Source organism: Arthrobacter sp. UCD-GKA (genome assembly GCF_001863355.1).
Lineage (GTDB): Bacteria > Actinomycetota > Actinomycetes > Actinomycetales > Micrococcaceae > Paeniglutamicibacter.
Map to the genome: position 1 here is coordinate 61,191 of NZ_MOLR01000005.1, position 26,656 is coordinate 87,846.

The 26,656-nt window shown below is 66.2% G+C and carries 26 protein-coding genes and 1 pseudogene; 15 read left to right on the top strand and 12 right to left on the bottom strand.

Features of this window, described 5'->3' with window-relative positions:
* Positions 1-27: 27 nt before the first annotated feature.
* From BLJ79_RS09970 to BLJ79_RS09980, 3 genes are all read left to right on the top strand, one after another.
* The gene (locus BLJ79_RS09970; protein ID WP_071214601.1) at positions 28-843 is read left to right on the top strand and encodes an MBL fold metallo-hydrolase; all 816 of its coding nucleotides are present in this window, start codon (positions 28-30) and stop codon (positions 841-843) included.
* A gap of 138 nt (positions 844-981) precedes the next feature.
* Complete coding sequence (locus tag BLJ79_RS09975) at positions 982-2,097, top strand: ABC transporter permease (RefSeq protein WP_071214602.1); 1,116 nt, start codon at positions 982-984, stop codon at positions 2,095-2,097.
* A gap of 63 nt (positions 2,098-2,160) precedes the next feature.
* The gene (locus tag BLJ79_RS09980) at positions 2,161-2,889 is read left to right on the top strand and encodes an ABC transporter ATP-binding protein (RefSeq protein ID WP_071214603.1); all 729 of its coding nucleotides are present in this window, start codon (positions 2,161-2,163) and stop codon (positions 2,887-2,889) included.
* Between the two features lie 66 nt (positions 2,890-2,955).
* On the opposite strand, the gene BLJ79_RS09985 is transcribed toward BLJ79_RS09980, so the two are convergent.
* Positions 2,956-3,480, bottom strand: a complete 525-nt coding sequence (locus BLJ79_RS09985; RefSeq protein WP_139194814.1) for a MarR family winged helix-turn-helix transcriptional regulator — start codon at positions 3,478-3,480, stop codon at positions 2,956-2,958.
* A 52-nt stretch (positions 3,481-3,532) separates the two neighbouring features.
* Positions 3,533-5,248, bottom strand: coding sequence for an AMP-binding protein (locus BLJ79_RS09990; protein ID WP_071214605.1), 1,716 nt, complete (start codon positions 5,246-5,248; stop codon positions 3,533-3,535).
* 228 nt (positions 5,249-5,476) lie between these two features.
* On the opposite strand from BLJ79_RS09990, the gene BLJ79_RS09995 reads away from it, so the two are divergent.
* The gene (locus BLJ79_RS09995; protein ID WP_286135365.1) at positions 5,477-6,619 is read left to right on the top strand and encodes an acyl-CoA dehydrogenase family protein; all 1,143 of its coding nucleotides are present in this window, start codon (positions 5,477-5,479) and stop codon (positions 6,617-6,619) included.
* On the opposite strand, the gene BLJ79_RS10000 is transcribed toward BLJ79_RS09995, so the two are convergent.
* Genes BLJ79_RS10000 through BLJ79_RS10010 form a run of 3 tightly spaced genes read right to left on the bottom strand, consistent with a single transcriptional unit; the run spans position 6,606 to position 8,666 of the window.
* Positions 6,606-7,310 carry a peptidyl-tRNA hydrolase gene (locus tag BLJ79_RS10000; protein WP_071214606.1) on the bottom strand — a complete coding sequence of 235 codons (705 nt, stop codon included), beginning with the start codon at positions 7,308-7,310 and terminating at the stop codon, positions 6,606-6,608. The two genes, BLJ79_RS09995 and BLJ79_RS10000, sit on opposite strands and share 14 nt — an antisense overlap.
* A gap of 32 nt (positions 7,311-7,342) precedes the next feature.
* On the bottom strand, positions 7,343-8,167 hold the full coding sequence (nadE, locus tag BLJ79_RS10005) for an NAD(+) synthase (protein ID WP_071214607.1): 825 nt from the start codon (positions 8,165-8,167) through the stop codon (positions 7,343-7,345).
* 46 nt (positions 8,168-8,213) lie between these two features.
* Positions 8,214-8,666 carry a MarR family winged helix-turn-helix transcriptional regulator gene (locus BLJ79_RS10010; RefSeq protein WP_071214608.1) on the bottom strand — a complete coding sequence of 151 codons (453 nt, stop codon included), beginning with the start codon at positions 8,664-8,666 and terminating at the stop codon, positions 8,214-8,216.
* A 151-nt stretch (positions 8,667-8,817) separates the two neighbouring features.
* On the opposite strand from BLJ79_RS10010, the gene pyrE reads away from it, so the two are divergent.
* The 9 genes and pseudogenes from pyrE (at position 8,818) to BLJ79_RS10055 (ending at position 16,670) form a co-directional block, all read left to right on the top strand.
* On the top strand, positions 8,818-9,375 hold the full coding sequence (pyrE, locus tag BLJ79_RS10015) for an orotate phosphoribosyltransferase (protein ID WP_071214609.1): 558 nt from the start codon (positions 8,818-8,820) through the stop codon (positions 9,373-9,375).
* 300 nt (positions 9,376-9,675) lie between these two features.
* The gene (locus BLJ79_RS10020) at positions 9,676-9,978 is read left to right on the top strand and encodes an urease subunit gamma (RefSeq protein ID WP_071214610.1); all 303 of its coding nucleotides are present in this window, start codon (positions 9,676-9,678) and stop codon (positions 9,976-9,978) included.
* 19 nt (positions 9,979-9,997) lie between these two features.
* Positions 9,998-10,300, top strand: a pseudogene (locus BLJ79_RS23710) (urease subunit beta); the annotation flags it as partial.
* A 269-nt stretch (positions 10,301-10,569) separates the two neighbouring features.
* Positions 10,570-12,282, top strand: coding sequence for an urease subunit alpha (ureC, locus tag BLJ79_RS10030; protein ID WP_071214612.1), 1,713 nt, complete (start codon positions 10,570-10,572; stop codon positions 12,280-12,282).
* 29 nt (positions 12,283-12,311) lie between these two features.
* Positions 12,312-12,785 carry an urease accessory protein UreE gene (gene ureE / locus BLJ79_RS10035; protein WP_071214613.1) on the top strand — a complete coding sequence of 158 codons (474 nt, stop codon included), beginning with the start codon at positions 12,312-12,314 and terminating at the stop codon, positions 12,783-12,785.
* Positions 12,766-13,467, top strand: a complete 702-nt coding sequence (locus BLJ79_RS10040; RefSeq protein ID WP_071214614.1) for an urease accessory protein UreF — start codon at positions 12,766-12,768, stop codon at positions 13,465-13,467. The genes ureE and BLJ79_RS10040 overlap by 20 nt, the downstream gene beginning before the upstream one ends.
* 46 nt (positions 13,468-13,513) lie before the next feature.
* Positions 13,514-14,128 (top strand): urease accessory protein UreG, encoded by a 615-nt coding sequence (gene ureG / locus BLJ79_RS10045; RefSeq protein ID WP_071214615.1) that lies wholly within the window; start codon positions 13,514-13,516, stop codon positions 14,126-14,128.
* Between the two features lie 17 nt (positions 14,129-14,145).
* Positions 14,146-15,030, top strand: a complete 885-nt coding sequence (locus BLJ79_RS10050; RefSeq protein WP_071214877.1) for an urease accessory protein UreD — start codon at positions 14,146-14,148, stop codon at positions 15,028-15,030.
* 521 nt (positions 15,031-15,551) lie between these two features.
* Positions 15,552-16,670, top strand: a complete 1,119-nt coding sequence (locus tag BLJ79_RS10055) for an ECF transporter S component (protein WP_139194815.1) — start codon at positions 15,552-15,554, stop codon at positions 16,668-16,670.
* A gap of 45 nt (positions 16,671-16,715) precedes the next feature.
* On the opposite strand, the gene BLJ79_RS10060 is transcribed toward BLJ79_RS10055, so the two are convergent.
* From BLJ79_RS10060 to BLJ79_RS10075, 4 genes are read right to left on the bottom strand one after another with little or no spacing between them, the layout of a single operon-like run.
* Complete coding sequence (locus tag BLJ79_RS10060) at positions 16,716-17,420, bottom strand: ABC transporter ATP-binding protein (RefSeq protein ID WP_175475450.1); 705 nt, start codon at positions 17,418-17,420, stop codon at positions 16,716-16,718.
* Entirely contained in the window at positions 17,417-19,060 is a 1,644-nt protein-coding gene (locus tag BLJ79_RS10065; protein ID WP_139194816.1) for an ABC transporter permease subunit, read from the bottom strand. The genes BLJ79_RS10060 and BLJ79_RS10065 overlap by 4 nt, the downstream gene beginning before the upstream one ends.
* On the bottom strand, positions 19,053-20,066 hold the full coding sequence (locus BLJ79_RS10070) for an ABC transporter permease (protein ID WP_083411186.1): 1,014 nt from the start codon (positions 20,064-20,066) through the stop codon (positions 19,053-19,055). Before BLJ79_RS10070 ends, BLJ79_RS10065 begins: the two co-directional genes overlap by 8 nt.
* Complete coding sequence (locus tag BLJ79_RS10075) at positions 20,063-21,691, bottom strand: ABC transporter substrate-binding protein (protein WP_139194817.1); 1,629 nt, start codon at positions 21,689-21,691, stop codon at positions 20,063-20,065. The genes BLJ79_RS10070 and BLJ79_RS10075 overlap by 4 nt, the downstream gene beginning before the upstream one ends.
* A gap of 157 nt (positions 21,692-21,848) precedes the next feature.
* Here BLJ79_RS10075 and BLJ79_RS10080 point away from each other — a divergent pair, with 157 nt between their 5' ends.
* On the top strand, positions 21,849-22,202 hold the full coding sequence (locus tag BLJ79_RS10080; RefSeq protein ID WP_071214618.1) for an ArsR/SmtB family transcription factor: 354 nt from the start codon (positions 21,849-21,851) through the stop codon (positions 22,200-22,202).
* 228 nt (positions 22,203-22,430) lie between these two features.
* Here BLJ79_RS10080 and BLJ79_RS10085 read toward each other — a convergent pair whose 3' ends face one another.
* Positions 22,431-24,059 carry a BCCT family transporter gene (locus BLJ79_RS10085; RefSeq protein ID WP_071214619.1) on the bottom strand — a complete coding sequence of 543 codons (1,629 nt, stop codon included), beginning with the start codon at positions 24,057-24,059 and terminating at the stop codon, positions 22,431-22,433.
* A 72-nt stretch (positions 24,060-24,131) separates the two neighbouring features.
* Positions 24,132-25,061, bottom strand: a complete 930-nt coding sequence (locus BLJ79_RS10090; protein ID WP_286135337.1) for a flavin reductase — start codon at positions 25,059-25,061, stop codon at positions 24,132-24,134.
* A 165-nt stretch (positions 25,062-25,226) separates the two neighbouring features.
* Between BLJ79_RS10090 and BLJ79_RS10095 the strand changes: the two genes are divergently transcribed.
* Entirely contained in the window at positions 25,227-25,907 is a 681-nt protein-coding gene (locus BLJ79_RS10095; protein ID WP_071214621.1) for a GntR family transcriptional regulator, read from the top strand.
* 151 nt (positions 25,908-26,058) lie between these two features.
* Here BLJ79_RS10095 and BLJ79_RS10100 read toward each other — a convergent pair whose 3' ends face one another.
* Positions 26,059-26,655 carry a cysteine hydrolase family protein gene (locus BLJ79_RS10100; RefSeq protein ID WP_071214622.1) on the bottom strand — a complete coding sequence of 199 codons (597 nt, stop codon included), beginning with the start codon at positions 26,653-26,655 and terminating at the stop codon, positions 26,059-26,061.
* Between the last annotated feature and the right edge of the window lies 1 nt (position 26,656).

Genomic DNA, 26,656 nt, shown 5'->3' on the forward strand with positions numbered 1-26,656 from the left:
CCGCAGCCGACACGGAAGGGAGCTGCGATGACCATCTTCACCTGTTCGACCTGCGCCATCGAACACCCGGACACCGCCCTGCCGCCGGAGCGCTGTGCGATCTGCGAGGACGAACGCCAGTGGGTCCCAGCCACCGGCCAGGCCTGGACCACCCGCGACGAGCTCGAAGCCGCCGGCCACCGGCTTGTGGTCAAGGAACTGGAACCCGGCCTCCACGCCGTCACCACGACGCCGCGCCTGGGGATCGGGCAGCGCGGGCTGTTGGTGAACACGCCCGGCGGGAACCTGCTCTTCGAACCGCCCGGCTTCATCGACGCGGCCGGAGCGGCGCGCATCGAGGAACTCGGCGGGGTGGCGGCCATCGCCTCGAGCCACCCGCACCTGACCGGTTCCTCGATCCAGTACAGCCACCGCTTCGGCCATGCCCCGGTCTACGTGGCGCGGGCCGACGAACCATGGATCCGGCGGCCCGATCCGGCCATCAAGCTCTGGGAGCGAAGCATCGAGCTGCTGCCCGGGCTGGTGATGCACCAATGCGGAGGCCACTTTGCCGGCAGTTCGGTAGTGCACTGGCCGGCCGGCCAGGCCGGCGCCGGGGTGCTGATCACCGGGGACACCATCGCCGTGGGCGGGGACAGGAAATCGGCAAACGCCATGCGCAGCTACGTCAACAACATCCCGCTGCCGGCGAGCACCATCGAGCGGATCCTGGACACCGTGATGCCGCTGGAATTCGAGCGGCTGTACAGCGCCTTCGGGGTTTTGGAGTCCGACGCCCGTACCACCGTCGAACGCACGCTGCGTCGCTACATCGCGTGGGTGCGCGGGGAAATGCCCGAATAGGACGCCATCAACCAACCCGGGCCGATCAACCATATGGTCGATGTGCACGGGCACGGGAAAACGGAGGATTGGAGATAAGAAGGGGGAGGTTGCCGCCGGCAAGATCCCCGCTCCATCCACTGAAAGCGAACCCCACCCGTGTTTCTTGCCATCCGCGACATCCGCTTCGCCAAGGGCCGCTTCGCCCTCATGGGGTCGGTGGTTGCCCTCATCACGCTGTTGCTGGTCATGCTCTCCGGGCTCACCGCGGGACTGGGCAACCAATCCACCTCCGCGCTGAAAAACCTCGGCAGCGAATCCCGGCCCGTCGACACCATCGCCTTCGGTGCCGCCAGCGGCAACGACCCCAAGGCCTCCTTCACCGAAAGCCAGGTCACTGCCGACCAGGTGCGCGCCTGGGGCAACCGCCCCGGCGTCGCCTCGGCGCAGGCGCTCGGCATCACCCAGACCCGCCTGACCGGATCCGCGGCCGGCTCCGAGACCAGCACCGGCACCACCAATGTCGCGGTCTTCGGCCTCCCGGACGGCAGCGAGTTGGCGCCGCTGCCCCTCGAGGCCGGGAAGGTCGTCATCGGCGACTCGGTCGCCAAGGACCTCTCCCTGCGCATCGGCGACACCATCTCCATGGCCGGGGTGGACCTGGTGGTCGGCGGGATCGCCGCCGACAACTGGTACTCGCACACCTCGGTCCTCTACACGGACCTGGATTCGTGGGCCAAGCTCGCGCACCTGGGCCAGGGCACGCAGGTCGGAACCGTCATCGCCGTCACCAACCAGGACGGCGCCACCGTGGACACGGATGGCGCAAATGCCGCAGCGGCCACCGTCAGCACCACCCGCACCGGCTCCTACGCGGCGCTGGGCTCCTACAAGAGCGAGAACGGCTCGCTGCTGATGATGCAGGGCTTCCTCTACGGCATCTCGGCCCTGGTGATCCTGGCCTTCCTCACGGTCTGGACCGTGCAGCGCACCCGCGACATCGCGGTGCTCAAGGCCCTGGGTGGGTCGGGCGGCTACGTGCTGAAGGACGCCATCACCCAGGCCAGCATCGTGCTGCTGCTCGGCGCCGGGATCGGCGGAGGCATCGGAATCCTCGGCGGCACCTTCGCCGCCAAGGCCGCACCCTTCCTGCTGACCCCCGCTACCACGCTGCTGCCCATCGCCGGGGTCGTGCTGCTCGGCCTGGCCGGGGCCGCGCTCGCCGTCTCCCGCGTCACCAAGGTCGACGCGCTCATTGCCCTCGGCGGCAACTAGCACCGCGCAGCCCCGGCACCGCCCACCAACGTTTCCCCTGAATCTCCCGCGCAAAGGAATCCCATGACCACCCCAGAACCAACCCGGCCTGCCGCAACCACCACCATGCCCCTGCAACTGATCGACCTGACCCTTCAATACCCGGATGGCCAGGGCACCATCAAGGCGCTGGACTCGGTGAACCTGGGTGTGGGAGGCGGACAGATGCTCTCGCTGATCGGCCCCTCGGGCTCCGGCAAGTCCTCGCTGCTGGCCGTCGCCGCAACCCTGATCCGTCCCACCAGCGGGCTGGTCATTATCGACGGCACCACCGCCAGCGACCTTAACGACACTGAAATGACCACGCTGCGCCGCGAGAAGGTGGGCATCATCTTCCAGCAGCCCAACCTGCTGGCCTCGCTGACCGCCCTCGAGCAGCTGATGATCTCCGACCACCTGCGCGGCAAGCCCCTGAAGCCCGCCAAGGCCCGTGCCCTGGAACTGCTTGAAGTCGTGGGGCTGGAAGACAGCGCCACGAAGCGCCCGCACCAGCTCTCCGGCGGACAGCGCCAGCGCGTGAACATTGCCCGTGCCCTGATGGGCTCCCCGAAGGTGCTGCTGGTCGACGAGCCCACCGCGGCGCTGGACCATGCACGCAGCGAATCGATCGTGCGGCTGCTGGCCGAGGTGACCCGCGAATTCTCGGTTGCGACGGTCATGGTCACGCACGACACCGAATTCATCTCGCTCACCGATTCGGTGGCCACCATGCGCGACGGCGTGCTGGGCGCCTCCGAGCTCGTCGGTGTCTAGGCGCGGGAGAGCCTTCGACCCCCCGTCAATGCGGGGACGCGAACGAGGAGCAAGGGGCAATCCTGCTTACTCGGGGCCGGGAGCCTCCGACGCAAAGTCCCCGGCATCCCGGCGGAACTTGGAGAAGATCCTGATCAAGGTGGAGATGTCCCGGTCCGAAAAACCCGAGTCGGCGAAGACCGTGGCGTTCAGTTCCCTCGTGGCGGCAGCGGCCAGCTCGCGGCCCTGAGGGGACAGAGCGATGAGCGTGGTGCGCTTGTCGGTGGGGTGCTTGGTGCGGGCCACCAGCCCGGCGCGCTCCAGACGGTCCACGGCGTTGGTCACGGAAGTGGCATGGACCTGGAGCAGCGCGCTGGCCCTGTTCATGGCCAGCGCGCCGTCGCGGGTGAAGCTGAGCAGGGCGAGCATCTCGTAGCGGGCGAAGGTGAGTCCGAAGGGCTTGAGCACCGTTTCGGCGCGCTGCAAAAGGATCTGTTGCGTCCGCATCAGGGCGGTGATCGCCGCCATGGGCTCGGCGACGTCCTGCCACCCGTGGCGTTCCCAATTGCGTTGCGCTTCCAAGATCGGGTCGCGCGATAGTGGCTGGCTCAATTTTCCCTCCGGATAGAACTCGTGCCCCAGCATATCCAAGCCCACGTGGGGATCAGGATTTCAGGGACGGGAAATCGTCGTCGCGGTACTCGAGGCCCTGGGTCTCAAGGCCGCCGGAGTCTTCGTGGCGTGCCACTTCGTTGCGCCGCAGCTCCACCCGGCGGATCTTCCCGGAGATGGTCTTGGGAAGATCGGCGAACTCCAGGCGGCGGATCCGCTTGTAGGGTGCCAGGTTTTCCCGGCAATGGCGCAGGATGCTTTCCGCCAGTTCCGCCGAGGGCGCGTACCCCTCGGCGGCGACAACGAACGCCTTGGGGACGGAGAGCCGCAGCGCATCGGGGGACGGGACCACCGCTGCCTCGGCCACCGCGGGGTGCTGGATCAGCACCGACTCGAGCTCGAAGGGGCTGAGCCTGTAGTCGCTGGACTTGAATACGTCATCCCCGCGCCCCACATAGGTGATGACGCCCTGTTCATCCATCTCGGCCATGTCCCCGGTGTGGTAAACGCCGTCGCGGAAGGCCTCCGCGGTCTTTTCCGCGTCCCCGTAGTACGACTTCATCAGCCCCAGCGGGCGCGGATCCAGCCGCAGGCAGATTTCCCCCTCGCTGCCGGCTTCCCCCGTGGCGGGGTCGATGAGGACCACGTCGTAGCCGGGCATGGGGCGGCCCATGGCGCCGATCTTGATCGGCAGCCCCGGTGGGTTGGCGATCTGCACGGTGGTTTCGGTTTGCCCGAAACCGTCGCGGATCGTTTGCCCCCAGGCGCGGTTGACCTGGTCGATGACCTCGGCGTTCAGCGGCTCGCCGGCCGAGACGAGCTTGGCGGGAGGGTTCTTCAGTGCCGTGAGGTCGGCTTGGATGAGCAGGCGCCACACCGTGGGAGGCGCACAGAAGCTCGTGACGGATTCGGCGTCCATCTGGGCCATGAGCGCCTTGGCGTCGAAGCGGTCGTAGTTGTAGAGGAAGACGGTCGCCTCGGCGATCCAGGGGGCGAAGAAGTTGCTCCAGGCGTGCTTGGCCCAGCCAGGGGACGCGACATTCAGGTGCACGTCCCCTGGTTCCAGCCCGATCCAGAACATCGTGCTCAGGTGGCCGACCGGATAGGAGGTGTGGGTGTGCTCAACCAGCTTGGCCTTGGAGGTGGTGCCGGAGGTGAAATACAGCAGCAGGGTTTCGTCGGCCCGGGTGGGAACCTCGGGAACGAATTCCGTCGGGTGACCGGAGCTTTCGGTGTAGTCGAGGGCGCCGGACGGTGCGTTGCCATCGACGTGGATGACCGTGAAGGTGCCGGTGAGCTTGCCGAATTTTTGGGTGTCCCCGGTTCCGGCCAATGCCCAGCGTGCCTCGCCGCGATCGACCCGGTCCTGCAGGTCCGCGGGGGTCATTTGCGTGGTGGTGGGGATCATGACCATGCCGAGCTTGATGCCGGCGAGCATGATTTCCCAGAGTTCCACGCGGTTCCCCAGCATGACGATCATCTTTTCGCCGCGCTTCATACCGATCGAGCGCATCCAGTTGGCGACCTGGCCTGAGCGGGCCGAGAGCTCGGCCCAGGTGCGGCGGGTCGAGGAGCCGTCCTTCTCGACAATGACCAGGGCATTGGAGTCGACACGGGCGGGATCCCTGGCGACCGCATCGAACCAGTCGAGACCGAAGTTGAACTCGGTGAACTCCGGCCAGCGGAACTCCGCCAGGGCGCCGGCGTAGTCGGTGCGCAGCTCCAGGAGCCGATCGCGGGCCGCACGGAATTCTTCGGTTACGGTCATTGCCGTCCTTTCGTCGGGCCCCAATTAGTAGGAAGCCCTAGTGATTCGGATCACTTGCAAATATACTTTGATATCCAAGCGTTTGGAAGGGCTTGCAAACATCGAGCCAACCATTTCACCGGACCAGGAGTAACCCCTCTCATGCCACTGAGCGAGACCTGCACATCACTCACCGAAACCGGCCACGAGCCGTACGCCAAGGAGCTGCCGTTTCCCGATGTGGACTTGATGCACATTTGGCAGCTGCTGGAACCGGGCGAACGAACCCGCTTGCGGGGCATCCGCGCCTTCCTGCAGGAACGGGTGCGTCCCGAATCCCTCGACTACTGGAACCGCGAGGAATTCCCGCACCACCTGCTGCGCGAGATGGCCGAATACGGCCTTGGGGGAATCGAACTTGAAGGCAGCAGCGAACTGTTCAAGGGACTTGTGTACGTCGAGGCCGCCCGCGCGGATGTTTCACTCTCGGCCCTGATCGGCATCCACAACGAATTGATCGTCGGCATGATCGAGGCATTGGGGTCGCCGGAGCAAAAAACGACCTGGCTGCCCGCACTGGCCCGTTTCAGCGCGCTGGGCGCCTTCGCCCTGACCGAGCCCGACCACGGTTCGGACATCGCCGGGGGACTGTCCACCACCGCCACCCGCGAGGGCGATGAATGGGTCATCAGCGGCGCCAAGCGCTGGATCGGTGCGGCCTCCATGGCGGACTTTTCCCTGGTCTGGGCCAGGGACACCACGGACAACGAGATCAAGGCCTTCATCGTCGAATCGGACCGCCCCGGGTTCAGCACCACCAAGATCAGCAACAAGATCGGCCTGCGGATCATGCAGAACGCCGACATCACGCTGGACTCGGTGCGGGTGCCCGAAGGCAACAGGCTTCCGGGGGCCAAGAACTTCGCTGCGGCCAACGAACTGCTGAAGCATTCGCGGGCCTGGGTCGGCTGGCAGGCGGCCGGCGTGCAACTGGGGATTTTCGACATCGCGCGCGACTATGCGCTGGCGCGCACGCAGTTCGGATCGCCCATTGCCGGGTTCCAACTGGTGCAGCTGCCGCTGGCGGAAATCCTGGGCAACGCCATGGCCAGCCTTTCCCTCATGGCGGACGTGGCAAGGATCCAGGGAACCGGGCAACTCGAAATGGTCCAGGCCGCCATGGCGAAGTCGACCACCACCCGCCTGGCCCGCGAATCGGCAGCCAAGGGCCGCGCGCTGCTGGGAGGCAACGGCGTCACCAGCGACTACGAGATGGCCAAGCTCTTCGGGGACGTGGAGATCCTCTACACCTACGAAGGAACCTACGAGATCAATTCATTGATCGTTGGCCGGGCCGTCACCGGACACTCGGCGTTCGTCAACCCACACTGACGAAGGCGGTAGCCGACCCCGGGGTGATCTCGGTCCGGCCGGCATCATGGATCACCGGACCGCCTGCCGCGCGGGCGTTCTTCCGGAATGCCTTGGCGTCCAGCCGCTGGATCGACAACGGGCAGCCGGAGTCCCGCCAGGCGTCCAGCTCCTCCGGGTTTCCCTCCAGGACCCAGGCGAACAGGGCGTGGGCCGCCTGGGCGGCGGCCTTCCCGGTGCTCATCCCCAGCGAATCGTTCAGCGCAATGCGCACCGTCGTGGAATCCATCGGCTCGCCCGGCGGCAGCGTGGTTCCCGAGACCTGGAGCTTGGCCAGGCGCTTGGGCAGCGAGTCGGCCTGCATCGGGGCAAACCCCATGGCCCGAGCGGACCCGACCTCGGCCATGACATGGGCAGGGAACTCACCGGCAACCTTGGCAAACATCTTGGCGTCCGCCCGGCGGACGCTCTTGGCAAAGGCGCCCTGCGCCCAGGGTCGCCAATACGGGTGTCGGGGATTGGCCAGCAGCGCGCTGACCGAGGCCAATGCCGCCACGGCAATGCCCTCGTCCTCCGGACAGGGTTCCTCGCGGTCCACCAGCAAGATGATTGGCTGGACCAGCTCGCCGGTTGGCTCCGGAAATTCTTCTGTCGGAGTTTCGGCCTCGGCGGGGTCGGGGCTCGATGCCGGGTCGTTCGCCGTGTTTTCCACTGGCTCAATCCGTTGCGAAGTCAAGGGTCGTCCTAGCTCTTCCACCACGAGTCAAGGCTGGTGACCGGGGTGGTGCGCTTGTGGCGCGAACGCAGGAACTTCGACTCGATGTTCTGCGCCGCGTCCTGGGGGATCTCGCGACCTTCAAGGTAGTCGTCGATGTTCTCGTAGGTGATGCCCAGCTCGTCCTCGTCGGTGCGCAGCGGCTGCCCGTCGAGCAGGTCTGCCGTGGGGACCTTTTCCCACAATTGCCGAGGCGAGCCCAGGTGCCGCAGCAACTCGCGGTTCTGCCGCTTGTTCAGTCCGAATAGCGGCAGGAGGTCCGCTCCGCCGTCCCCGAACTTCGTGAAGAAGCCGGTAACCGATTCGGCACCGTGGTCGGTGCCGATGACCAGCAGGTTGTCCTCGCCGGCAAGGGTGTACTGGGCGATCATGCGCATGCGCGCCTTGATGTTGCCCTTGTTGAAATCGGAGACGGGGGTGCCCACGGCCTTGTGGAAGGCGGATTCGAGGCCGTCGACTCCGGCCTTGACGTTGAAGGTCCGCTCGACGTCGGCGGCCACGAAGTCCAGGGCGGCTTGGGCATCGTCTTCGTCGAGCTGGGTGCCGTAGGGAAGCCGCACGGCCACGAACTTGGCATCGGTTCCCGCCGCGCGCAATTCCTCGGCGGCGAGCTGGGCCAGGCGCCCGGCCAGGGTGGAGTCCAGCCCTCCGGAAATGCCCAGCACAAACCCATGGGTGTGCGTGGCAACGAGGTACTCCTTGAGGAAATCAATGCGTGCACGGACCTCCGCGGCGGGATCGATCCGGGGCTTGACACCCATTTCCTTGATGATGACGGCCTGTAGTTCGCGCATGCCCCAAGCCTATCCCGTCCCCGCGACGAGGCCGCGGGGTGTTTACCTAGACATCGGCTGGAGGCTTGTCCGGATCCCAGCCGAGGTTCACGGCCATCTTCTTCAGGGATTCGACGGTGGTGGCGTACTCCTCGGTGCTGATTCCCGAGCTGGACTCCTCGCGCATCTCGTCGACGATCTCGGTCAGCCGGTCCAGCGACACCGCTCCGCGCTCGGTGAGCGTGAAGGTGTGCCCTTCTTCGGCAATCCAGCCCGACTCAACCAGCTCGGCCAGATGCTCGGACGGGCTGGTCGGCTCGTCCTCGGCCTGTGCCTCGCCGAAGAACGGGGCGAGGGCCGCGGTGAGCTCCCCGCCGGTGGCCGGTCCCAGCGAGAGGACATTGAGTAATTGCCATTGCCGGCGCGTGACGCCGTGCTCTTCGAGGGAGTTGGCGAACTGCTCGGAAATGAGCGAGTCAACCAATTTAAGCCAGTAACCCAAAGGGCGAGAATCGGTCATGTCCCCACCCTAACCCCGGGACCACCTGCCTGTCTGTAGCAGGATCGCGGCACCGCCGGTCCGGACGGGCCGCGGCGCGGACCTCACGGGCCAGGGGGCATGCGGGCATGGCGAACGCCGGAGGGCCGAACTCCAAACTAGAATTGGGTCCATGACCAACACTGCTGCCCGCGCACGCCTGCTCGAACTCATCAAGGAACTCGCCGTGGTCCACGGCAAGGTCATCCTTTCCTCCGGCAAGGAGGCCGACTACTACATCGATCTTCGCCGCATCACCCTGCACCACGAGGCCGCGCCGCTGGTCGGCCAGGTCATGCTCGACATGCTCGATGCGGCAGGCATCGACTTCACGAACGCCGGAGGCCTGACCATGGGCGCCGATCCGGTGGGCACCGCACTGATGCACGCCGCCGGACACAACGGACGTGCGATCGACGCGTTCGTGGTGCGCAAGGCACAGAAGTCCTACGGCATGGGCCGCCAGGTCGAGGGGCCCTCGGTCGAGGGCCGCAACGTCGTCGTTCTGGAAGACACCTCGACCACCGGCGGATCCGCGCTGGCCGCCGTCGAGGGCGTCCGCAAGGCCGGCGGCAACGTCGTTGCCGTGGCAGTGATCGTTGACCGCGACACCGGTTCCAAGGAGCGCATCGAGGCCGAGGCCGGGGTGCCGTACCTCTTCGCCTTCGGCAAGGACGAACTGGGGCTTTAAGGCCGTCCGGGCCGCCGGGCCAAAGCCACGCGTCCCGCGGGTTTCACCAAGGGTGGAAACCGCGGGACGCGTGGCTTAAGCCTAGGTCAGCACCGGATTGGGTGCCTTGGCGGGGCCGCCGCCCGTAAACGGGGAACCACGGGTGGACCACGGTGCTGGCGCGCCGCCCGAATCGGCGGCTGATTGCCGGTTTTCTTCTGCTATTCTTGCGATATCCACGGACCTCCCGGCGCATCTGCCCGCCGGTTGAAGATAACGGGTGGCGTTTATTATTACCGCTGTTGAGAACTGGAGCCCTAGATGCATTTGACCCCGCGTGAGCACGAAAAACTCATGGTGGTTGTTGCCGCCGATTTGGCGCGCCGCCGGCAATCCCGCGGACTGCTGCTCAACCACCCCGAGTCCGTCGCCATCATTACCTACGAACTCATTGAAGGTGCCCGGGACGGGCGCACGGTGGCCGACCTGATGAGCTACGGAACCACGATCCTGACCCGCGAGCAGGTCATGGAGGGGGTCGCCGACATGATTCCCGACGTGCAGGTCGAAGCGACCTTCCCCGACGGAACCAAGCTGGTCACCGTCCACAATCCGATTCGCTAGGCATAAGGGAGAGAAGACCATGAAACCGGGAGAATACATCCTGCGTGACGAGCCCGTGCTCTGCAATTCGGAGCTCGAAACCCGAATCCTGAACCTGGTCAACCACGGGGACCGCCCCATCCAGGTCGGATCGCACTACCACTTCGCCGAGGTCAACCCGCAGCTGGACCTGGACCGGGTCGCCGCTCGAGGCTTCCGCCTGGACATTCCCGCCGGCACCGCGGTGCGTTTCGAGCCCGGGGACGCCAAGACCGTCCACCTGGTCGAATTCGCCGGCCGCCGCCACGTCTACGGATTCCAGGACCGCGTGAACGGGCCGCTGGGCGAAACCATCCCCGCGGTCGAAACCGAGGCCATTGGCGGTTCCGCCGGCATCAACCCGGTGACCGAAGCGGAAATCATTTCCGACTACGACATCGACCTGCCGAACCTGGGCCGCGAATCGGTCGGCTTCCACACCGACTTCGGCGTCGACGATGTCGACGAATCCCTGCCGCCGCACCCCGACGAGGTGCGCCGCGCCACCGAAGAAAGCGAAAAGGCGGAAGCCGAGTCGGCTTCGAAGGACGAGACGAAGGAGGAAGACCAGGCATGAGCTTCGAGATGAGCCGCAAGCACTATGCGGAAATGTACGGTCCGACCACCGGGGACGCCATTCGCCTGGCAGACACCGAGCTGCTGGCCGAGATCGAGCACGATTACACCAACTACGGCGACGAGGTCGTCTTCGGCGGCGGCAAGGTCATCCGCGACGGCATGGGCCAAAACGGACAGCTGACCCGCGACCAGGACATCCCGGACACCGTCATCACCAACGTGGTGGTGCTGGACTACACCGGCATCTACAAGGCCGACGTGGCCCTGCGCGACGGGCACATCTTCAAGATCGGCAAGGCCGGCAACCCGGACATCACCAACGGGGTCAACATCACCATCGGTGCGGCCACCGACATCATTGCCGGCGAGCACAAGATCCTCACCGCCGGCGCGATCGACACCCACATCCACTTCGTGAGCCCCGACCAGATCCCGGTGGCGCTGGCCTCCGGCGTCACCACCATGATCGGCGGCGGCGCCGGGCCCTCCGACGCCTCCAAGGCGACCACCGTGACCCCCGGCCCGTGGCACATTGCCCGGATGCTGCAGGCCGTGGAAAACCTGCCGATGAACATCGGCTTCCTGGGCAAGGGCCATGCCAGCGCGCGAGCACCGCTGGCCGAGCAGATCAGGGCCGGAGCCATCGGCCTGAAGATCCACGAGGACTGGGGAGCAACCCATTCCTCGATCGACAACTCCCTGAAGATCGCCGACGAATTCGACGTGCAGATCGCCATCCACGCCGACACCCTGAATGAGTGCGGCTTCGTCGAGGACACCATTGCGGCCATCGACGGACGCGTCATCCACACCTTCCACACCGAGGGCGCGGGCGGCGGGCACGCACCTGACATCATCCGCATGGCGGGCCTGCCCAACGTGCTGCCGGCCTCCACCAACCCCACCCTGCCGTACACGAACAACACCGTGGACGAGCACCTGGACATGCTCATGGTGGCCCACCACCTCAACGCGGACATCCCCGAGGACGTGGCCTTTGCCGACTCGCGCATCCGCGCCGAGACCATCGCCGCGGAGGACGTCCTGCATGACTTGGGCGTGTTCTCCATGACCTCCTCCGATTCCCAGGCCATGGGCCGCGTCGGGGAGACGGTGCTGCGCACCTGGCAGGTCGCCGACGCCATGAAGCGCCAGCGCGGCAAGCTGGAGGGCGACCCGGAGGTCGGGGACAACTTCCGGATCAAGCGCTTCGTGGCGAAGTACACCATCAACCCGGCCATCGCCCACGGCATCGCCGATTCCATCGGCAGCATCGAGGAAGGCAAGTTCGCCGACCTGGTGCTCTGGGATCCCGCGTTCTTCGGCGTGAAGCCGGACATGGTGATCAAGGGCGGGTTGATCGTGCAGTCGCTGATGGGCGACGCGAACGGCTCGATCCCCACCCCGCAGCCGCGCACGCTGCGCGAGAACTTCGGTGCGCTGGGCACAGCGGTGCACCACTCCTCGATCACCTTCCTGTCCCAGGCCGCGATCGAGGAGGGCGTTCCCGAGCGCCTGCGGCTGCGCAAGGTCATCCGCCCGGTGTCGGGAATCCGCTCGCTGACCAAGGCAGACATGAAGTTCAACGGGGAAACCCCGGACATCCAGGTCGACCCGCAGACCTACCAGGTCACCGTCGACGGCGTGCTGGCCACCTGCGAGCCCTCCAGCGTGCTGCCCATGGCCCAGCGCTACTTCCTCTTCTAAACCGACGGCGAGAACAACCAAGGAGTTTCATGATCATCGAGCAGCTATCGGGGAACAAGAAAGATGTTCCCGAGGCCGAGCTGGCGAAGCTGCACGAGGAAAAAGTCGTGCTGCCCTCTTCGGCACTGGTCAAGCGCATCCAGCGCGTCACCACCGACCACGGGCGGGAGCTGGGCATCCGCCTGGCCCCGGGACCCGACCTGGCCGACGGGGACATCCTGTTCCGCAACGAGCAGGAGATCATCACGATCTCGGTGCTGCCCACCGATGTGTTGGTCATTGCCCCGGGATCCGTCTTTGAGATGGGGCAGGTCGCGCACGCGCTGGGCAACCGGCACCTGCAGGCCCAGTTCTTCGACGCGGATTCCGACTACGGGACGGCGGTGATGGTGGTCCAGTACGACCACACCGTGGAGGACTTCCTCAAGCACCACCACACGCCGTACCAGCGCCAGGAACGCGTGATGCCGGTGCCGTTCCGCCATGCCGAACACACCCACTAGGCAGGCGGCGGGGCACCTGCTCACGCTGCTGCAACTGACCGACTCGGCGCTGCCCACCGGCGCATTCAGCCACTCCATGGGCCTGGAAAGCTACCTGTCCACCCGGGCGGTGCACGACGAGGCCAGCTTCACGCTGTGGCTGGAGAAGTTCCTGTCCCAGTCGCTGGCCTACACCGACGGAGTCACCGTGCGCCTCGCCCACGAGGCCGCCGGGGGAGAAGCGCTGGCGCGCCTCGATGCGCTGGTGACCGCCGCGGCGGTGCCCCGGCAGATCCGCGAGGCCGGGGTGAAGATGGGTGCGCGCATGCTGCACGTGGCCACCAGCGTCTTCCCCACGCCCGAACTGGAAGCGTACCGCCTGCAGGTGGAGTCCGGGGCGTGCTCCGGGCATCCGGGCATCGCCTTCGCCCTGGGCGCGAAAGGTGCCGGTGCCCCGTGCGCCGACACCGTGGCCGCCTACCTGTTCTCCACCATCACCTCGCTGACGCAGAACGCGATCCGCGGCATCCCGATCGGGCAGAACGCCGGGCAGCGGGTGCTGCGGGCCATGCACACCCCGGTGCTGGCGGCCGTGGAGACGATCTTCACCCTGGACGAGGAAGACCTGGGCGCGGCGGCGCCGGGCCTGGAAATAGCGCAGATGCGCCACGAACACTTGCGCGCCCGCATGTTCATGTCCTGACCGGACGGACACGCGGGGCGCGAAACCCACGACAGTAAGGAAGTGCATGATGGAACCGATTTGCATTGGCATCGGAGGCCCCGTGGGAGCGGGCAAGACCCAGCTCATCGAGCGGATCACCCGGCGGCTGAACGACGAAGTGTCGATGGCCGCGATCACCAACGACATCTACACCATCGAGGACGCCAAGATCCTGGCGGCCAACGGCGTGCTGCCGCTGGATCGGATCGTGGGCATCGAGACCGGCGGCTGCCCGCACACCGCGATCCGCGAGGACACCTCGATGAACTCCGCGGCCATCGAGGAACTGAAGGCCAAGCACCCGGACCTGCAGATCATCTTCGTCGAATCCGGGGGAGACAACCTCTCGGCCACGTTCTCCCCGGAGCTGGTGGACTTCTCCGTCTACATCATCGACGTGGCCCAGGGCGAGAAGATCCCGCGCAAGGCCGGTCAGGGCATGATCAAGTCGGATTTGTTCATCATCAACAAGACCGACCTGGCCCCGTACGTGGGCGCGGACCTGTCGGTGATGGAACGCGACTCCAAGGAGTTCCGCGGGGACAAGCCGTTCTGCTTCACCAACCTCAAGACCGACGAGGGACTGGACACCGTGATCGACTGGCTCAAGCACGAGGTGCTGATGCTGGATCTGGGCTAGGGCCAATGGCACCGAAAATGGCCGAACAGCCGGCGATCCGGGAGCTGGGCCCCTCGCCCTTTGAAGGAACCAAGCTCGTCGGCGAGCTGCGCCTGCAGGTGGGCACGCGCGCCGGCAAGGCCATCGCCACGCGGCAGTACCACCAGGGCGCGCTGCGGATCCTGCGCCCGCACTACCTCGATGACACCGCCCAGGTCTGCTACACCATCGTGAACCCCGGCGGCGGGTACCTGGGCGGGGACAACTACGGCATCGAGGTCTCGGTGGACGAGGGCACCTCGCTGCTGCTGACCACCCAGTCGGCGACCAAGGTCTACAAGACCCCGGGGAGCTTTGCCCGCCAGGACATGGTGGTGCGCCTGGGGCCGGGCGCGGTGCTCGAATACGTGCCCGACCAGCTCATTGCCTACCGCGGGGCCAGCTACCGCCAGTTCACGCGGGTGGACATGCACCAGGACTCCAGCCTGCTGTTCTGTGAGGTGCTCACCCCCGGGTGGAGCCCGGACGGGAAGCTCTTCCGCTACGACGAGGTGCGCCTGCGCACCGAGGTCTCCGTGGGAGGCAAGGTCGCGGTGCTGGACAACCTGCTGGTGCGGCCCGGGGAGGACTCGCTGGATTCGCTGCTTTTCCTGCAGGACTTCACGCACGTGGGCATGCTGCTGGCCATCGATGCGAAGATCGGGGCGTCGGATGTCGAACGCATCCGCGAGCTGGCCTACCGCATGGGGGAAGCGCAGCGCACGCCGGTGCACCTGGGCATCAGCCAGGTGCCGGGCCCGGGCGTCGCGGTGCGGGCACTGTCGAACTCCACCGAGGCCATCAATGCGGTCCTGATGGCCGTGGTTGACGAGCTTCGCCTCCACCTGAGGGGCCAAAAGGCACTGAACCTGCGCAAGTACTAGGGCGTGCGCCCCACGGGCCAAGGCCGACAGCCCGCCACTCGGAGCGCGGGGAGGTTGCGCGGGGAGCCAAATTCGTGCTCTCCCGCCGCGCGCAAGGTTCGGGTTTGCCGACCGGCCCCTGTACCCGGCACGCCCCCAAGTTTGGTCGTGCCGAGTACACGGGCGATCGTCCTGAAACCGCCGCGGTTCCTGCTTCGGGGTGCCAAGTGGAGCCTTGGTATTAAATTCCAATTGAGGAATATACCGATGGTCCGGACATCCCATGATGCCGCGGGGCCGAGGCTCTCGCTGGCCAGATGTCAAGATCGAGATGTCTGGCTTTCGACCGTTGGCCGCCACCCAATTATCAACATAGCTGACGCGGCAAGCAAAAATGCCCGAAATGCCGATTCTCGAACAACCCCGAACAGGGCCGAATTAACCGAACAGGTCGTCACAACGTTCCTAGTGGGGCGGCCGGATGCCTAAGATTGCAGGTGACGCATGGCGCGGGATGCGCGCCCGTGGCCGAAGAGGACCAAATGACTGACCAACCCCGCGCAGTGGATGCCCCTGTGGGCGCGTATGACGAAATTGCGCTGGACCTGCAGCAATTGCGCTTCGCCGCTGGCGACGTTTCCTACGCCGAGATCGTTCGACGCATTGCCGCCCACCGGGAACGCAGCGGCGTGGACGCCGGCAATGCCCGTCCGGCCCGCACCACCGTCTATGACGCTTTCCGGACCGGACGGACCCGGGTCAACCCCCATCTTGTCGGCGAAATCGCCCGCGTCCTGGGGGCCTCAGAAATCGAGTCCGCACAATGGGAAGAACGGTGCCTTCTCGCCAGAAGGAACCCGCCAGCGGCACCGGCCGTGACGCCTGAACCGTACGTCTTGCCTGAACCGGCTCAGTCGGACCCTCGGCCCGCGATGGTCGAAAAGGCGGCTCCGGCCAATGACCGAAAGTTTATGCTGATTTTGGCATGTATCGTCTTGAATGTCCTGGGGTTCACCCTCGTGGCCAGGTTGGGGCTGCCGCTCTACTTCGACATGGTGGGCACGGCGATAGCCGCAATCGCGATTGGCCCCTGGGCGGGCGTGGCCGTGGGGTTGTCAACGAACGCCATTGGCCTGGGCATCACCGACTCCTCGTCGATTGCCTTCGCGCTGGTCAACGTCGTCGGCGCCCTGGTGTGGGGGTATGGGGCACGCAGCCTCCGGCTGTGCCGGACCTTCCCCAGATACCTGTTGCTCAATGTCCTGGTCGCCCTCAGCTGTTCGGTGGTCGCAACCGCGTTGCTGGTCCTGCTGTTCAACGGCGGAACCGGCCACGCCTCGGAGCACACGACCCGGAACCTCGCCCAGATGGGCAATCCCCTGTCCGTGGCCGTCCTGGGATCGAATGTGGTTCATTCGTTGGCCGACAAACTGCTGACCGGCTTCATTGTCCTTGGCGCGCTGGGTGCCGTGCGGCGATGGATCGAGGTTCCGTTCTACGACAACCTGAGTGCGGACGTGATGCTCCACGTAAAGGCGATCGGCAACCCCGTCCGCGGCGCCGGGCATGGTTCCCGCCCATTGCCCGCCAACCTGGCGGTCAATGGGCCGGTGCCCGGGACCCGGAGGGGCTACTCGAAACAGGCCCCCGATTCACCGTAAACCGTCTCCCCGTCCCGGACCTGTCCGCCGGGCGGCATGCTGGGTTTAGGTTTGCCCGGCACTATCTCCTGCCCGGTTGATCCCCACCAGGTCCAACATCCTGTCGGCGACCCCCGACAGCGCGGCGGTATCGTGCGAGGCGATGAGGACCGCGGCCCCCGCTGCGGCACGGTTCGCCAGCATCCCCAGGACGGCAGCGGTGTTTTCGGAATCAAGCTGGGCCGTGGGTTCGTCGCAGAGAAGCACGTCGGGGTCCAGCGCCAGGGCGCGGGCCACCATGGCCCGCTGGAGCTGCCCGTCCGAGACCTGGTGCGGGTAGCGGTGCAGGAGCTCCGGATCCAGCTGCGCCAGTTCGGCCAATTCGGCCAGGCGTCCGGCGTGGCGCCGCGGCCGCGGCTGCAACCAGCCCTCGCGGAAGGACAGCGGCGCGCTAATCAGGGCATCGAGGCGCATTCGCGGATCGGCCGCGGCGCGCGGGGACTGCAGCACCACGCCCACGGATCGGCGCACCTCCCGCGGCACCGGGGCGCCGGGGGCAAAGCCCCGCCCGTTGATGATCACGGTTCCCGCATCCGCGGGCACCATCAAGGCGGCAATGCGCAGCAGCGTCGACTTGCCGGCACCCGACGGGGCACGGAGCCCCACCACTTTCCCCGCGCCCACGGCCAGGTCCACCCGGTCCAGCAGCCTCCCGGCCGCAGGGTCGGCACCGGGGTGCGTAAAGGAAACTTCCCACAACTCCAGGCTCACGCCGGGGCCCCCAGCAACATGCCGGTCTCCGGATGCGCACTGTCGCCCAGCACCTCGGCGGCGGGTCCGGAATCGACGACCCGCCCGTGGCGAAGCACCACCACGTGGTCGGCCAGCCGGCGGGCCAGCTCGAGGTCGTGGGTGACCATGACGACGGTCGTGCCCGCCGCAGCCCGGGACCGCAGGAGCGTTTCGATGTGGCCAACGGTGTCGGCATCCAATGCGCTGGTGGGCTCGTCCACCAGCAGGATCCGTGACTCCACGGCAACGCCCAGCGCCAGGGCCACCCGCTGGGCCTGCCCGCCGGAAAGCTCGTGGGGGTGGCGCCCGGCCAGCGCGCCGTCTACGGCTGCGGCCTCGAGCGCCGCCAGGACATCGGCGGGGGACCCCGGCCGCCCGGAGGCCCGGAGGGTCTGCCGCATCTGCGCGGCAACCTTGCGCACCGGATTCAGCGCGGTGGCGGCCGAGCCCGGCACCAGCACGGTGCCGGTGCCCCGTGCGGCGGCCAGCCCTGCCGCATCCAGTGTCCGCCCGTTGATCGCGATGTTTCCCGTGAAACGGGCACCGGCCGGCAGCAGCCCGACCAGCGTCCGCAGCAGCAGGGACTTGCCCGCCCCCGAGGCGCCCAGGATGACATTGATGCACCCGGCCTCGGCCCGGTAATCGATTCCCTGCAGCACCAACGTGCTTGCCCGCGGGTCGGTGGTCGAGGGGAGCCGGAGGTCCAGGCCGGAAATCAGGATCGCCGGGGCGGAGGTGGCATCTCCCGAGTCGCCCCGGGTGGCCGCAGCTGCCGGCGAAGCGGCCGTGCCGCTGCAGGGGCCTCGTCCGAAGAGCCTGGACAGCCGGCGGCGCCGAGAAGTCCCCGCGGTGTCGATGAGCGAAGCGGCGCACCAGCTGACCAGCACCAGCAGCCCGGCGGGGAAGGCCAGCAGCCACCAGGCCCCGGCCAGCAGCCCGCCGCGGGCATCCTCCAGCAGCAGGCCCAGCGATGCGGATTCGGGTGGAAGCCCCACGCCCAGGAAGGAGAGCGAGCTCTCATGCCAGATGGCGTGGGGCAGCTGCAACACCAGGGCGATGGCGGCCTGCGGCGCAACGGCGGGAACCAGGTGGGTGCACCAGATCGCTGCCGCCGGGGCACCCGAGGCCCGGGCCAGCTGCACGTAGTCCGCGGTGCGTTCGGCCAGCAACCGCGAGCGCACGATCCGTGCCACCTGCGTCCAGTGGGTCAAGGCAATGGACAGCACGATCGCCCACCATTGCCCGCGCCACAGGGCCACGATGACCACCGCCAGCAACAGGTGCGGCAGGGCGTTGGTCGTGTCCACCAGGCGCATGGCCAGGCGGTCGACGATCCCCCCGCGCCAGGCGGCCAGCAGCCCCACGCCCACACCGAGCACCGTGGAGAACACCGAGGCGCCCAGCGCCAGGAGCAGGGACATGCGCAGGCCCTGGGCCGAACGGATCCACACGTCCCGGCCCAACTGGTCGGTGCCGAAGAAATGCTCGGGGGAGGGCGCCCGGAGCACCGCGGACAGGTCCACCGCGCGCGGGTCCAGGGGTTGCAGCCACGGAACCAGCACGGCGAAGGCGAGGACAAGCCCCAGCAGCACCACGGGCAGCGGGCGGGGCCTAGACATCGCCCACCCGCGGATCAAGCAGCAGGTAGCAGGCGTCGGCCAGCGCAGACCCGGCAAAGACCGCCGCGCAGGTCAGCGCGGTTACCGCGGCCAGCAGCGGGAAGTCGCCAGCGGTCGCCGAGGACACCGTGGCCGAGGCCAGGCCCGGCCAGGAAAACACCGCCTCGATGAGCAGCGCCCCGGTGACCAGCTCGCCGAGCCGGGAACCCAGCACCGTGATGAACGGCAGCAACGCCACCGGAAGCACGTGGCTGCGCATTACCGTGGACTCGCCGAGCCCGCGGCCGCGCGCGGCCAGCACCGCATCGGATTCCAGCGCCTCGAGCAGCGAGGCCCGCAGGTTCAGCACCAGCCACGGCAACAGGGTCACCGCCAGCACTCCCACGGGCAGGACCAGATGCAGGGCAAGGCCCGCGGGCGTGGGGTCGGCCCCTCCCGAGGAGGCGCCGCCGGCCGGCAGACCCAGCCCGATCGCAAAGACGGCGATGGCCACCAGGCCCAGGACGAAGGGCGGAATCGCCTGGGCAAGGTGCACCAGCCCCAGGCCGAGGACGTCCACGGGGGAGCCCGGGCGCCGGGCGGCACCCGCCGCCAGCAGCACGGAGAGCGCAATGGCGACCATTAGCCCGAGCCCCACCAGCAGCGCGGTGTAGGGGAGGCGTTCGGAAACCACCTGGGCCACCGGCTGGCCGAAGAGCCGGGAGATTCCCCAGTCCCCGCGCAGGGCACCGGAAGCCCAGCGCCCCCAGATTGCGTACCAGGCGTCGTTGAGTCCCAGCCGGTCGACCAGTTGCGCGCGCGCCTCCGGGGTCGCGTGTTCGTATTGGGTGCCCATGTACAGGGCCAACGGGTTGAAGGGGGCCAGGGACGCGAGCCAGAAGACCGCCGCGGTGATTGCGGCCGTGGCCGGGACCCCCACCAGGGCCCGGCGTCCGAGCAGGGTCAGGACCTCGCCGGCACGCGAGCGGCGTCGTTTCGTGCCCGCCGTCGGGACGCGCGTGCTCATGGTTTCGGGACCCATTGGCCGATCTTGACCCACGGGCCCCACGCGGTGCCGTGGTCGTGGGGTTCGAGCAGCGTCCCGGTGCCGGTCCAGGCCTCGGAGACGGAGGTGCGCTGGATGTAGGTGTGGTCGATGAACGCGAGCAGCACCATGGATGGGTCCTCGACGTAGCGGCGCTGAACCTCACGGTAGGCGGCGGCGCGTTTGGTCTCATCCAGGGTGGTGCGCCCGGTTTCCAGGGCCCGGTCCATGGCCGGGTCGGCGAACCTGCTCGGGTTGTCGTAGTAGGCGCCGGCCGCCGGGTAGGAGGAGTGCAGCATCTTGTACAGCTGGGTGTCCACGTCGTAGGGGGTGTCGCCGCCGCCGAGCATGATCGCATCGGTGCCCACCCGCGGCTCGGCCATCTCGAAGGTTGCTGCCTCGACCGGAACGTCGATGCCCAGCTGCTTCATCTGGGCGGAGAACGCCAGGGACATGTCCCGGCGCAGCTGGTCCCCGGGGTTGTACATGAGCGTGAACGCGGCAGGGGTCCCGTCCTTGGAGCGCATGGAGTCAGCTTCGAGAACCCATCCGGCCTCGTCCAACAGTTGGGCGGCGCGGGCCGGGTCGTGGGCAAAGACGGCCGCGGGGTCGAAGGCATCCCCGTACTCGGCGGGAACAAAGGTGTGGGCCGGGCGCCCGGCGCCGGCCAGGACCCCGTCGACCAGGCCCTGCCGGTCCACCGCAAGGTTCAGCGCAAGGCGCACCTTCGGGTCGGACGTCAGCGGGTTGTCCGCCGGCAGGGAGAGTCCGCGCCAATCCGCGGAAGTGGCCGTCACCTGCTCGAAGGCCGTATTGGCCTCGAAGGTGGCCGCCAGGCGCGGGGGCAGCACGGTGCCGTCGAATTCCCCGGCCAGCATGCGCTGGGCGCGGGCGTTGTCATCGGGGGCCGCCTCATAGGTGACGCGCTTGAGCGCGGCCTCGCCGTCGCGGTATTCCGCGTTGGCCACCAGGACCAGGCGCGAGGGGCCGATCGAATCCACCAGGWAGGGTCCGGTGCCCACCGGTGTCCGGTTCAAGGCCGATTCCTCGACCCGTTGTCCGGGCTCGATGGCTTCGGACGGGGCGATGCCGATGAGCATCGCGGTCTTGAACGAGACCTGGGATTCGCGCAGCGTGAATTCGACGGTGTGCGCATCCAGGGCCTTGACGTCCACGACGTTTGAGAGCGTGCCGATGATCGGCGAGGCGCTCGCCGGATCCATGATGGCCTGGTAGCTTGCCACGACATCCGCGGCATCAAAGGCGGTTCCGTCGCTGAACCGGGCGTCGTCGCGCAGCGGGACCGTCCACGTGCGCGCATCGGCGGAAACGGTTGGTTCGTCCGCTGCCAGCAGGGGCGTGATCCGCGGCAACCGGTCGGGGGAGCCGGTGAGGGTGTAGAGGGATTCGTTGATCTTGCCCGTGCCGTTGTTGTCGAATCCGGCCAGCGGATTGAGCGTCTCGGGAAGGGCCGCGGTGAGCAGGGACAGCGCGGGCTGGGCGGGCTTCGCGCCGCTGGTCCCGGGAGCCGCAGGTGCGCAACCGGTGCCGACCAATAGAATGGAGGTAAGAACGGCCAGCGTCGTCAGGCGTTGTGGATTTCGCACGTTTTGGGTTTGGGCCTTTCATCCGGGTCGCCGACGGGCAAACGGGATGCGGCAACGCCCCTACTGTACATCTGTCCAGGTGGACAGATGAAGGGTTCGGGGCATGGGTCCGGTGAGCTTGGGCACCAGCCCGCAACGAAGGGAAGGAGGGGACCACATGCCGGAAACGGAACACAGCAAGATCGGGGCGGACGCGGTGGCCGCCTCGGAGCCGAACATGCCCGACTGGATCGACGTCTTTGCCTTGGTTGCGGATGCCACGCGAATGAAGATCCTCATCGCCATGCATGCCGCCCCGGACTCCGCGGTCAGCCAGCTGGCCGCCGCCACGGCGCTGGGAGCGAACACCGTCACCCAGGCCCTGGCCACCTTGCACAAGGCGGGCGTGGTGAGCGTGCGTGCCGACGGCCGCTACCGCCGCTGGACGCTGACCCACCCCGAGGTCCACCGGCTGCTGCACCAGATGCAGGCACCGCATTCGGAATTGCATCCCGAGCACCCGGATCACTGAGGCCCCGGGCACGTCGTGCTGCCCGGAATAGGGGATGCCCGCTCAGCGGCTACCCCGGCAAACTCCGGCAGGGCTTGATCGGCGACGAAGCGTTCGTCCCTTCCTGATGGGCATCATCTCGAACCCCGGAGGCTACGCCGCTGCGGGTGACGTGTGCGGCATCTGAAACCGCCTTGGCGGCAACTTTCGCTGCCGCCAAGGCGGTTCCATGTTCGGTTCGTGTGACGACTACTGTTCCGGATTTTGCTTATGTCCGTAGACGGTCTTGCGCAAGTCGAACCTGGACTTCCGCAACACGTCAAACTCCGGATCCCTCCGAAGCTCTATGGTCAGCGATACTCCCAACAGCGCAACGATGATGGTGAAGGGCAGCGCGGACAGCATCGCTGCCTGTTGCAATGCCGCCAGACCGCCAACCAAGAGAAGCAGCACGGCGCTGACCCCGGTCAGTACGCCCCAAATGGTCAGCACCGGCCGGGTCGGCGTCAAGTGTCCCTTGCTGGACATCATGCTCAACACATAGGTGTTTGCGTCGGCACCCGAGATAAAGAACAGCGCCACAAGAATCATGGTGATCACGGAAGTGACCTGCACTAGCGGCAGCTCGTTGAGCATCGCAAAGAATGCCGAATTCAGGTTCTCCGCCGTTTGCGCTGCGATGGGTGCCCCATCCATCTCGAATTTGATGGCGGTTCCGCCGAAGATTGTGAACCACGCGAAGAACACCAGGCTGGGGACACCGAGGACGCCCGCTACGAACTGGCGGATGGTCCGGCCCTTGGAGATTTTCGCCAGAAAAACGCCCACGAAGGCTCCCCAACTGAGCCACCAAGCCATCATGAAGTAGGTCCACCACTGCATCCACTGAAGGTCGTCCGGAGTGGAGGGAGTGATCAGGGAAACCTGGAAGAAGTCACTCACATATTGGCCGATGGACCGGAAGAAGATATTGCCGATGAAGCTGGTCGGTCCCATCAGCAGGACGAATAGGGCCAGACCAGCCGAAAGGGCCATCGTGATCTGACTTATGTACTTGATGCCGCGGTTAACCCCCGACAGCGCCGAAAGCGTGAACAAGACGGTGATGATGGCGATGATGATGACTTGGACACTGAGCCCGGTTGGTAGTCCGAATACCCGGTTCAGCCCTTCCTCGATCTGGGCCGCACCTAGGCCCAGCGACGTTGTGGTGCCGAATAGCGTAGCTAGGATGGCAAACACATCGACGAGTTTCCCAAACCAGCCATCCACCAATTTCCCCAGCACAGGGCGCAACATGGGGGAGACCAGTCCCGGGCGCCCCTTGCGGTGCGTTGAGTAGCCGATGGCCAGGCCGAAGACGCCGAAAACCGCCCAAGCGTGGGGGCCCCAGTCGAAGAAGCTGAATTGCAGCGCGCGTACGGCGGCAGCCATGGTCTCGGGCTCTTCCAGAGCATGCGGAGGAGCCATGAAGTGGGAGATCGGCTCCGCGACGCCGTAGCTGATCAGGCCGATTCCCATCACGGCCGACAGGATCATCGCGAGCCAGGCCCACGTGGAGAATTCCGGCCTGTCGTCGTTCGAGCCGAGCCGGATGCTGCCGTAGCGGCTCGCTCCCAGATAAATCATCAGGCCGATGCACCCCAGCGTTACCAACAGATAGCTCCAGCCTACGGAGCGGGTGATCCACTCCATGCTGCTGGTCATCAGGTATCCCAAGCTCGCCGGGGAGATGCTGGCCCAGAGCAGGAACCCGGCAAGAAGGACCAGAGACGCCCAGAACACGGCGCCCACCTTGGGCAGGTCCGAGTGCCGTCTCGCTGGAGTTGGCTGAGTCGGACCCGGACTGGGTTTCTCTACCAATGTCTTCTCGACCATAGTGGTCTCCTACTTCTCTGATCTGGTCCGCTGGAACGCGCGGTCCGTTAGCTGGTGGTGCTTTGGCAAGGGCTAAAGCGAGGCGAGGTTTGCCCCGTCGTAGAAGCGCCCTGCCTTGTAGACCATGGGTTCGATGTCGGTAACCTCTGCATGGCGCACACGGCAGACAAAAATCGTGTGGGTCTTGGCCTGGAAGCGTTCGCGGATTTCCGCCTCGATCATGGCCGATGAAGAGTCGATCAACGGGCTGCCTTCCGGGCCCTGGTGCCACTCGATGTCGGCGAACTTGTCGGTCGACTTCGAGGCGAACGTGGAAACGGTGTCCTTCTGCTCGCGGGAAAGGATGTTGATTCCGAGGTGGGTGGAAGCGAACAACGCCGGGTACGTTGAAGACGTCTTCTGCACGCACACCATGACCAGTGGCGGTTCCAAGGAAATCGAGGAGTAGGCGTTGACGGCAAGGCCCTTGGGCTTTCCGTCTTCCATGGTGGTCACCACGGTCACACCGGTGACGAACTGGCGGTTGAATGCCTTCATCGCGTCAAGGTCGGGTTCCCCCGACAGATCGACCACGACGACCTCCGCTGTCTGTTCCTTCTCGGCAGCGATGGCGTCGGACAGCGAACGGATTCCGAGCGCGTTGAGCAATTCGGTTCCGTCCCAGGTGACCGTTTCTCGGTGGATCAGCCCGTCGCGCAATTCGACTTGATTGGAGCCCTGGGTTACGACGGACTTGCCGGTGGCCGGCACACCAAGGAACGTTTCGGTGTGCGTGCCGGTGGTCGTCCAGAAGATGGCCGCCCGCTCGCCGTCGGCGATGATCGAATCAATGGTCGTGCTCAGATCCGGAAAACCCTGGCGAATGGCACGAATCTCATCCAGGTACTGGTCCAGGTTCATCGGGGAGCCGCCGGACTTGCCGTGCCGAGTGTAGCCGTCACTGGAGATGGATTTAAGAGCATCGACTTCGCCGCGATCCCATGCGGAGGTCCATGCGTTCACGAGAGTATCTTCAAATGTCTGTTGCATACTAGAGACTGTAATGCCGGTCACCATACCCGGTCAACCGGATTGCAGAAATTCCTAAATTCCCCGCGATATCAGGAACTTACTTCGGAAGCTGATGCACAGATTGACTTGATCTTGCATGCATCGTAGTGTTCTTGTATGCAAGGTACATCGGAACTCACTGACCTCGGGGCGCCTCCCCCATCGGACGATTCATTGCTTGCCCGGATCCGGGGGTTGGTGCTCGGGGGAACTTATGCTCCAGGCGAGCCGTTGTCGGAAATCTTCCTGGCCCAGCAGTTCGATGTCAGCAGGACCCCGGTGCGCGAAGCGCTGAAGCAGCTCGAGCGCGAGGGTCTGATTGAAATCAGGCCAAAGGTCGGCACATACGTCCGCGAACCAACCAAGCGGGAAATCGTCGAGCTCTTCCAGCTCAAGGAAGGCCTGGAAGGCCTGGCCGCCGGCCTGCTGGCGCGGCGGGGCAGGACGCCGAGCCTGGAATTCTTGGAGAAGAACGTCAAAGCGTCGGAGGCCGCCGCTGCGGCCCGCGATTCTGAACGCTACGCCCAGCTGGTGCATGAGTTCCACTGGGCCTTGGTCAACGGTTCCGACAACACCAAGCTGGTCGAGCACTACAGGCTGCTGATGAACCAGTTGGCCTTCCATCGATTGGTGCTCAAGACCGTGGAGAATCCACGGAGGATTTCCGCCTCCAGCGGCGAACACCGACAGGTGCTGCAGATGATCCAGGACAAGGACCACTTCGGGGCCGAGGCCGCGATGCGAAACCACGTGTATGCCTCGGCCCGCGAGTTGCTGGGTGGCAACCGCGATACGTAGCGCCCGCAGTGGTGGTGTCCGGCTCTTGCGGTCGGATGCAGATGCCCGCGACCGCCTCCATGTGGCGCGAAAGCGGCGGTGCCGGGAAGTACCAATAATGCTCATCCCGGCACCGCCGCTTTCGTGTGAGGCTAGGCCGCTGCTTCTTGAACTAACCGGATGCCTGGGCCGCAGCCTTGGTGCTATCCAGCAGTTCCGCGGTGTCCACGACCCGAACCATGGGTGACAGCAGCTTCATGAGGCCAATGGCCTGGTCATGCGCCTCCGGAGTCGCCCCGCCGCAGGCGTCGGCCACTAAGGTGACGTGCTTTCCTGCGTCGACCGCACCCATCACCGTTGACAACACGCAGCAGTCCGTGGCGACGCCACATACAATCAAGTGTTCGTTGTCGGCGGTCAGTGAAGCCAACTCTGGACCCCACTTCGAGAACGTTGGCAGGGTCAGGACTTGGTCGCGCTGGGAGACAGACAGGGTCAGGTCCCAGTCAACTGCGTGGGGTTCCAGCCGGCAGGATCCCCACCGGTCGTAGTATGCGCCCCAACTGCCTTGTTCCTCGGGGTCCCTGACGAACCTCGTCCAGATGACGTTCGAGGGGAACCGGGAAACGAGCCGTCCGACCCTTGACGCCACCTGCTCGTACGTCGATACGTGCCACTGGCTGTGCGGATCCTGAAAGATCACCTGCATGTCGATGGCCACGAGTGCACTATTCCCCTGCACGATGCGCATCGGTGAATTCCCGGTCATG

What these genes read in the sequence shown, in the direction of transcription:
- BLJ79_RS09970 (WP_071214601.1), top strand. Translation starts at nt 28, where the DNA reads ATGACCATCTTCACCTGTTCGACCTGCGCCATCGAACACCCGGACACC.
- BLJ79_RS09980 (WP_071214603.1), top strand. Translation starts at nt 2,161, where the DNA reads ATGACCACCCCAGAACCAACCCGGCCTGCCGCAACCACCACCATGCCC.
- BLJ79_RS09990 (WP_071214605.1), bottom strand. Translation starts at nt 5,248, where the DNA reads ATGACCGTAACCGAAGAATTCCGTGCGGCCCGCGATCGGCTCCTGGAG.
- BLJ79_RS09995 (WP_286135365.1), top strand. Translation starts at nt 5,477, where the DNA reads ATGCACATTTGGCAGCTGCTGGAACCGGGCGAACGAACCCGCTTGCGG.
- nadE (WP_071214607.1), bottom strand. Translation starts at nt 8,167, where the DNA reads ATGCGCGAACTACAGGCCGTCATCATCAAGGAAATGGGTGTCAAGCCC.
- BLJ79_RS10010 (WP_071214608.1), bottom strand. Translation starts at nt 8,666, where the DNA reads ATGACCGATTCTCGCCCTTTGGGTTACTGGCTTAAATTGGTTGACTCG.
- pyrE (WP_071214609.1), top strand. Translation starts at nt 8,818, where the DNA reads ATGACCAACACTGCTGCCCGCGCACGCCTGCTCGAACTCATCAAGGAA.
- BLJ79_RS10020 (WP_071214610.1), top strand. Translation starts at nt 9,676, where the DNA reads ATGCATTTGACCCCGCGTGAGCACGAAAAACTCATGGTGGTTGTTGCC.
- ureC (WP_071214612.1), top strand. Translation starts at nt 10,570, where the DNA reads ATGAGCTTCGAGATGAGCCGCAAGCACTATGCGGAAATGTACGGTCCG.
- ureE (WP_071214613.1), top strand. Translation starts at nt 12,312, where the DNA reads ATGATCATCGAGCAGCTATCGGGGAACAAGAAAGATGTTCCCGAGGCC.
- BLJ79_RS10040 (WP_071214614.1), top strand. Translation starts at nt 12,766, where the DNA reads ATGCCGAACACACCCACTAGGCAGGCGGCGGGGCACCTGCTCACGCTG.
- ureG (WP_071214615.1), top strand. Translation starts at nt 13,514, where the DNA reads ATGATGGAACCGATTTGCATTGGCATCGGAGGCCCCGTGGGAGCGGGC.
- BLJ79_RS10050 (WP_071214877.1), top strand. Translation starts at nt 14,146, where the DNA reads ATGGCCGAACAGCCGGCGATCCGGGAGCTGGGCCCCTCGCCCTTTGAA.
- BLJ79_RS10055 (WP_139194815.1), top strand. Translation starts at nt 15,552, where the DNA reads ATGACTGACCAACCCCGCGCAGTGGATGCCCCTGTGGGCGCGTATGAC.
- BLJ79_RS10065 (WP_139194816.1), bottom strand. Translation starts at nt 19,060, where the DNA reads ATGTCTAGGCCCCGCCCGCTGCCCGTGGTGCTGCTGGGGCTTGTCCTC.
- BLJ79_RS10070 (WP_083411186.1), bottom strand. Translation starts at nt 20,066, where the DNA reads ATGAGCACGCGCGTCCCGACGGCGGGCACGAAACGACGCCGCTCGCGT.
- BLJ79_RS10080 (WP_071214618.1), top strand. Translation starts at nt 21,849, where the DNA reads ATGCCGGAAACGGAACACAGCAAGATCGGGGCGGACGCGGTGGCCGCC.
- BLJ79_RS10085 (WP_071214619.1), bottom strand. Translation starts at nt 24,059, where the DNA reads ATGGTCGAGAAGACATTGGTAGAGAAACCCAGTCCGGGTCCGACTCAG.
- BLJ79_RS10095 (WP_071214621.1), top strand. Translation starts at nt 25,227, where the DNA reads ATGCAAGGTACATCGGAACTCACTGACCTCGGGGCGCCTCCCCCATCG.
- BLJ79_RS10100 (WP_071214622.1), bottom strand. Translation starts at nt 26,655, where the DNA reads ATGACCGGGAATTCACCGATGCGCATCGTGCAGGGGAATAGTGCACTC.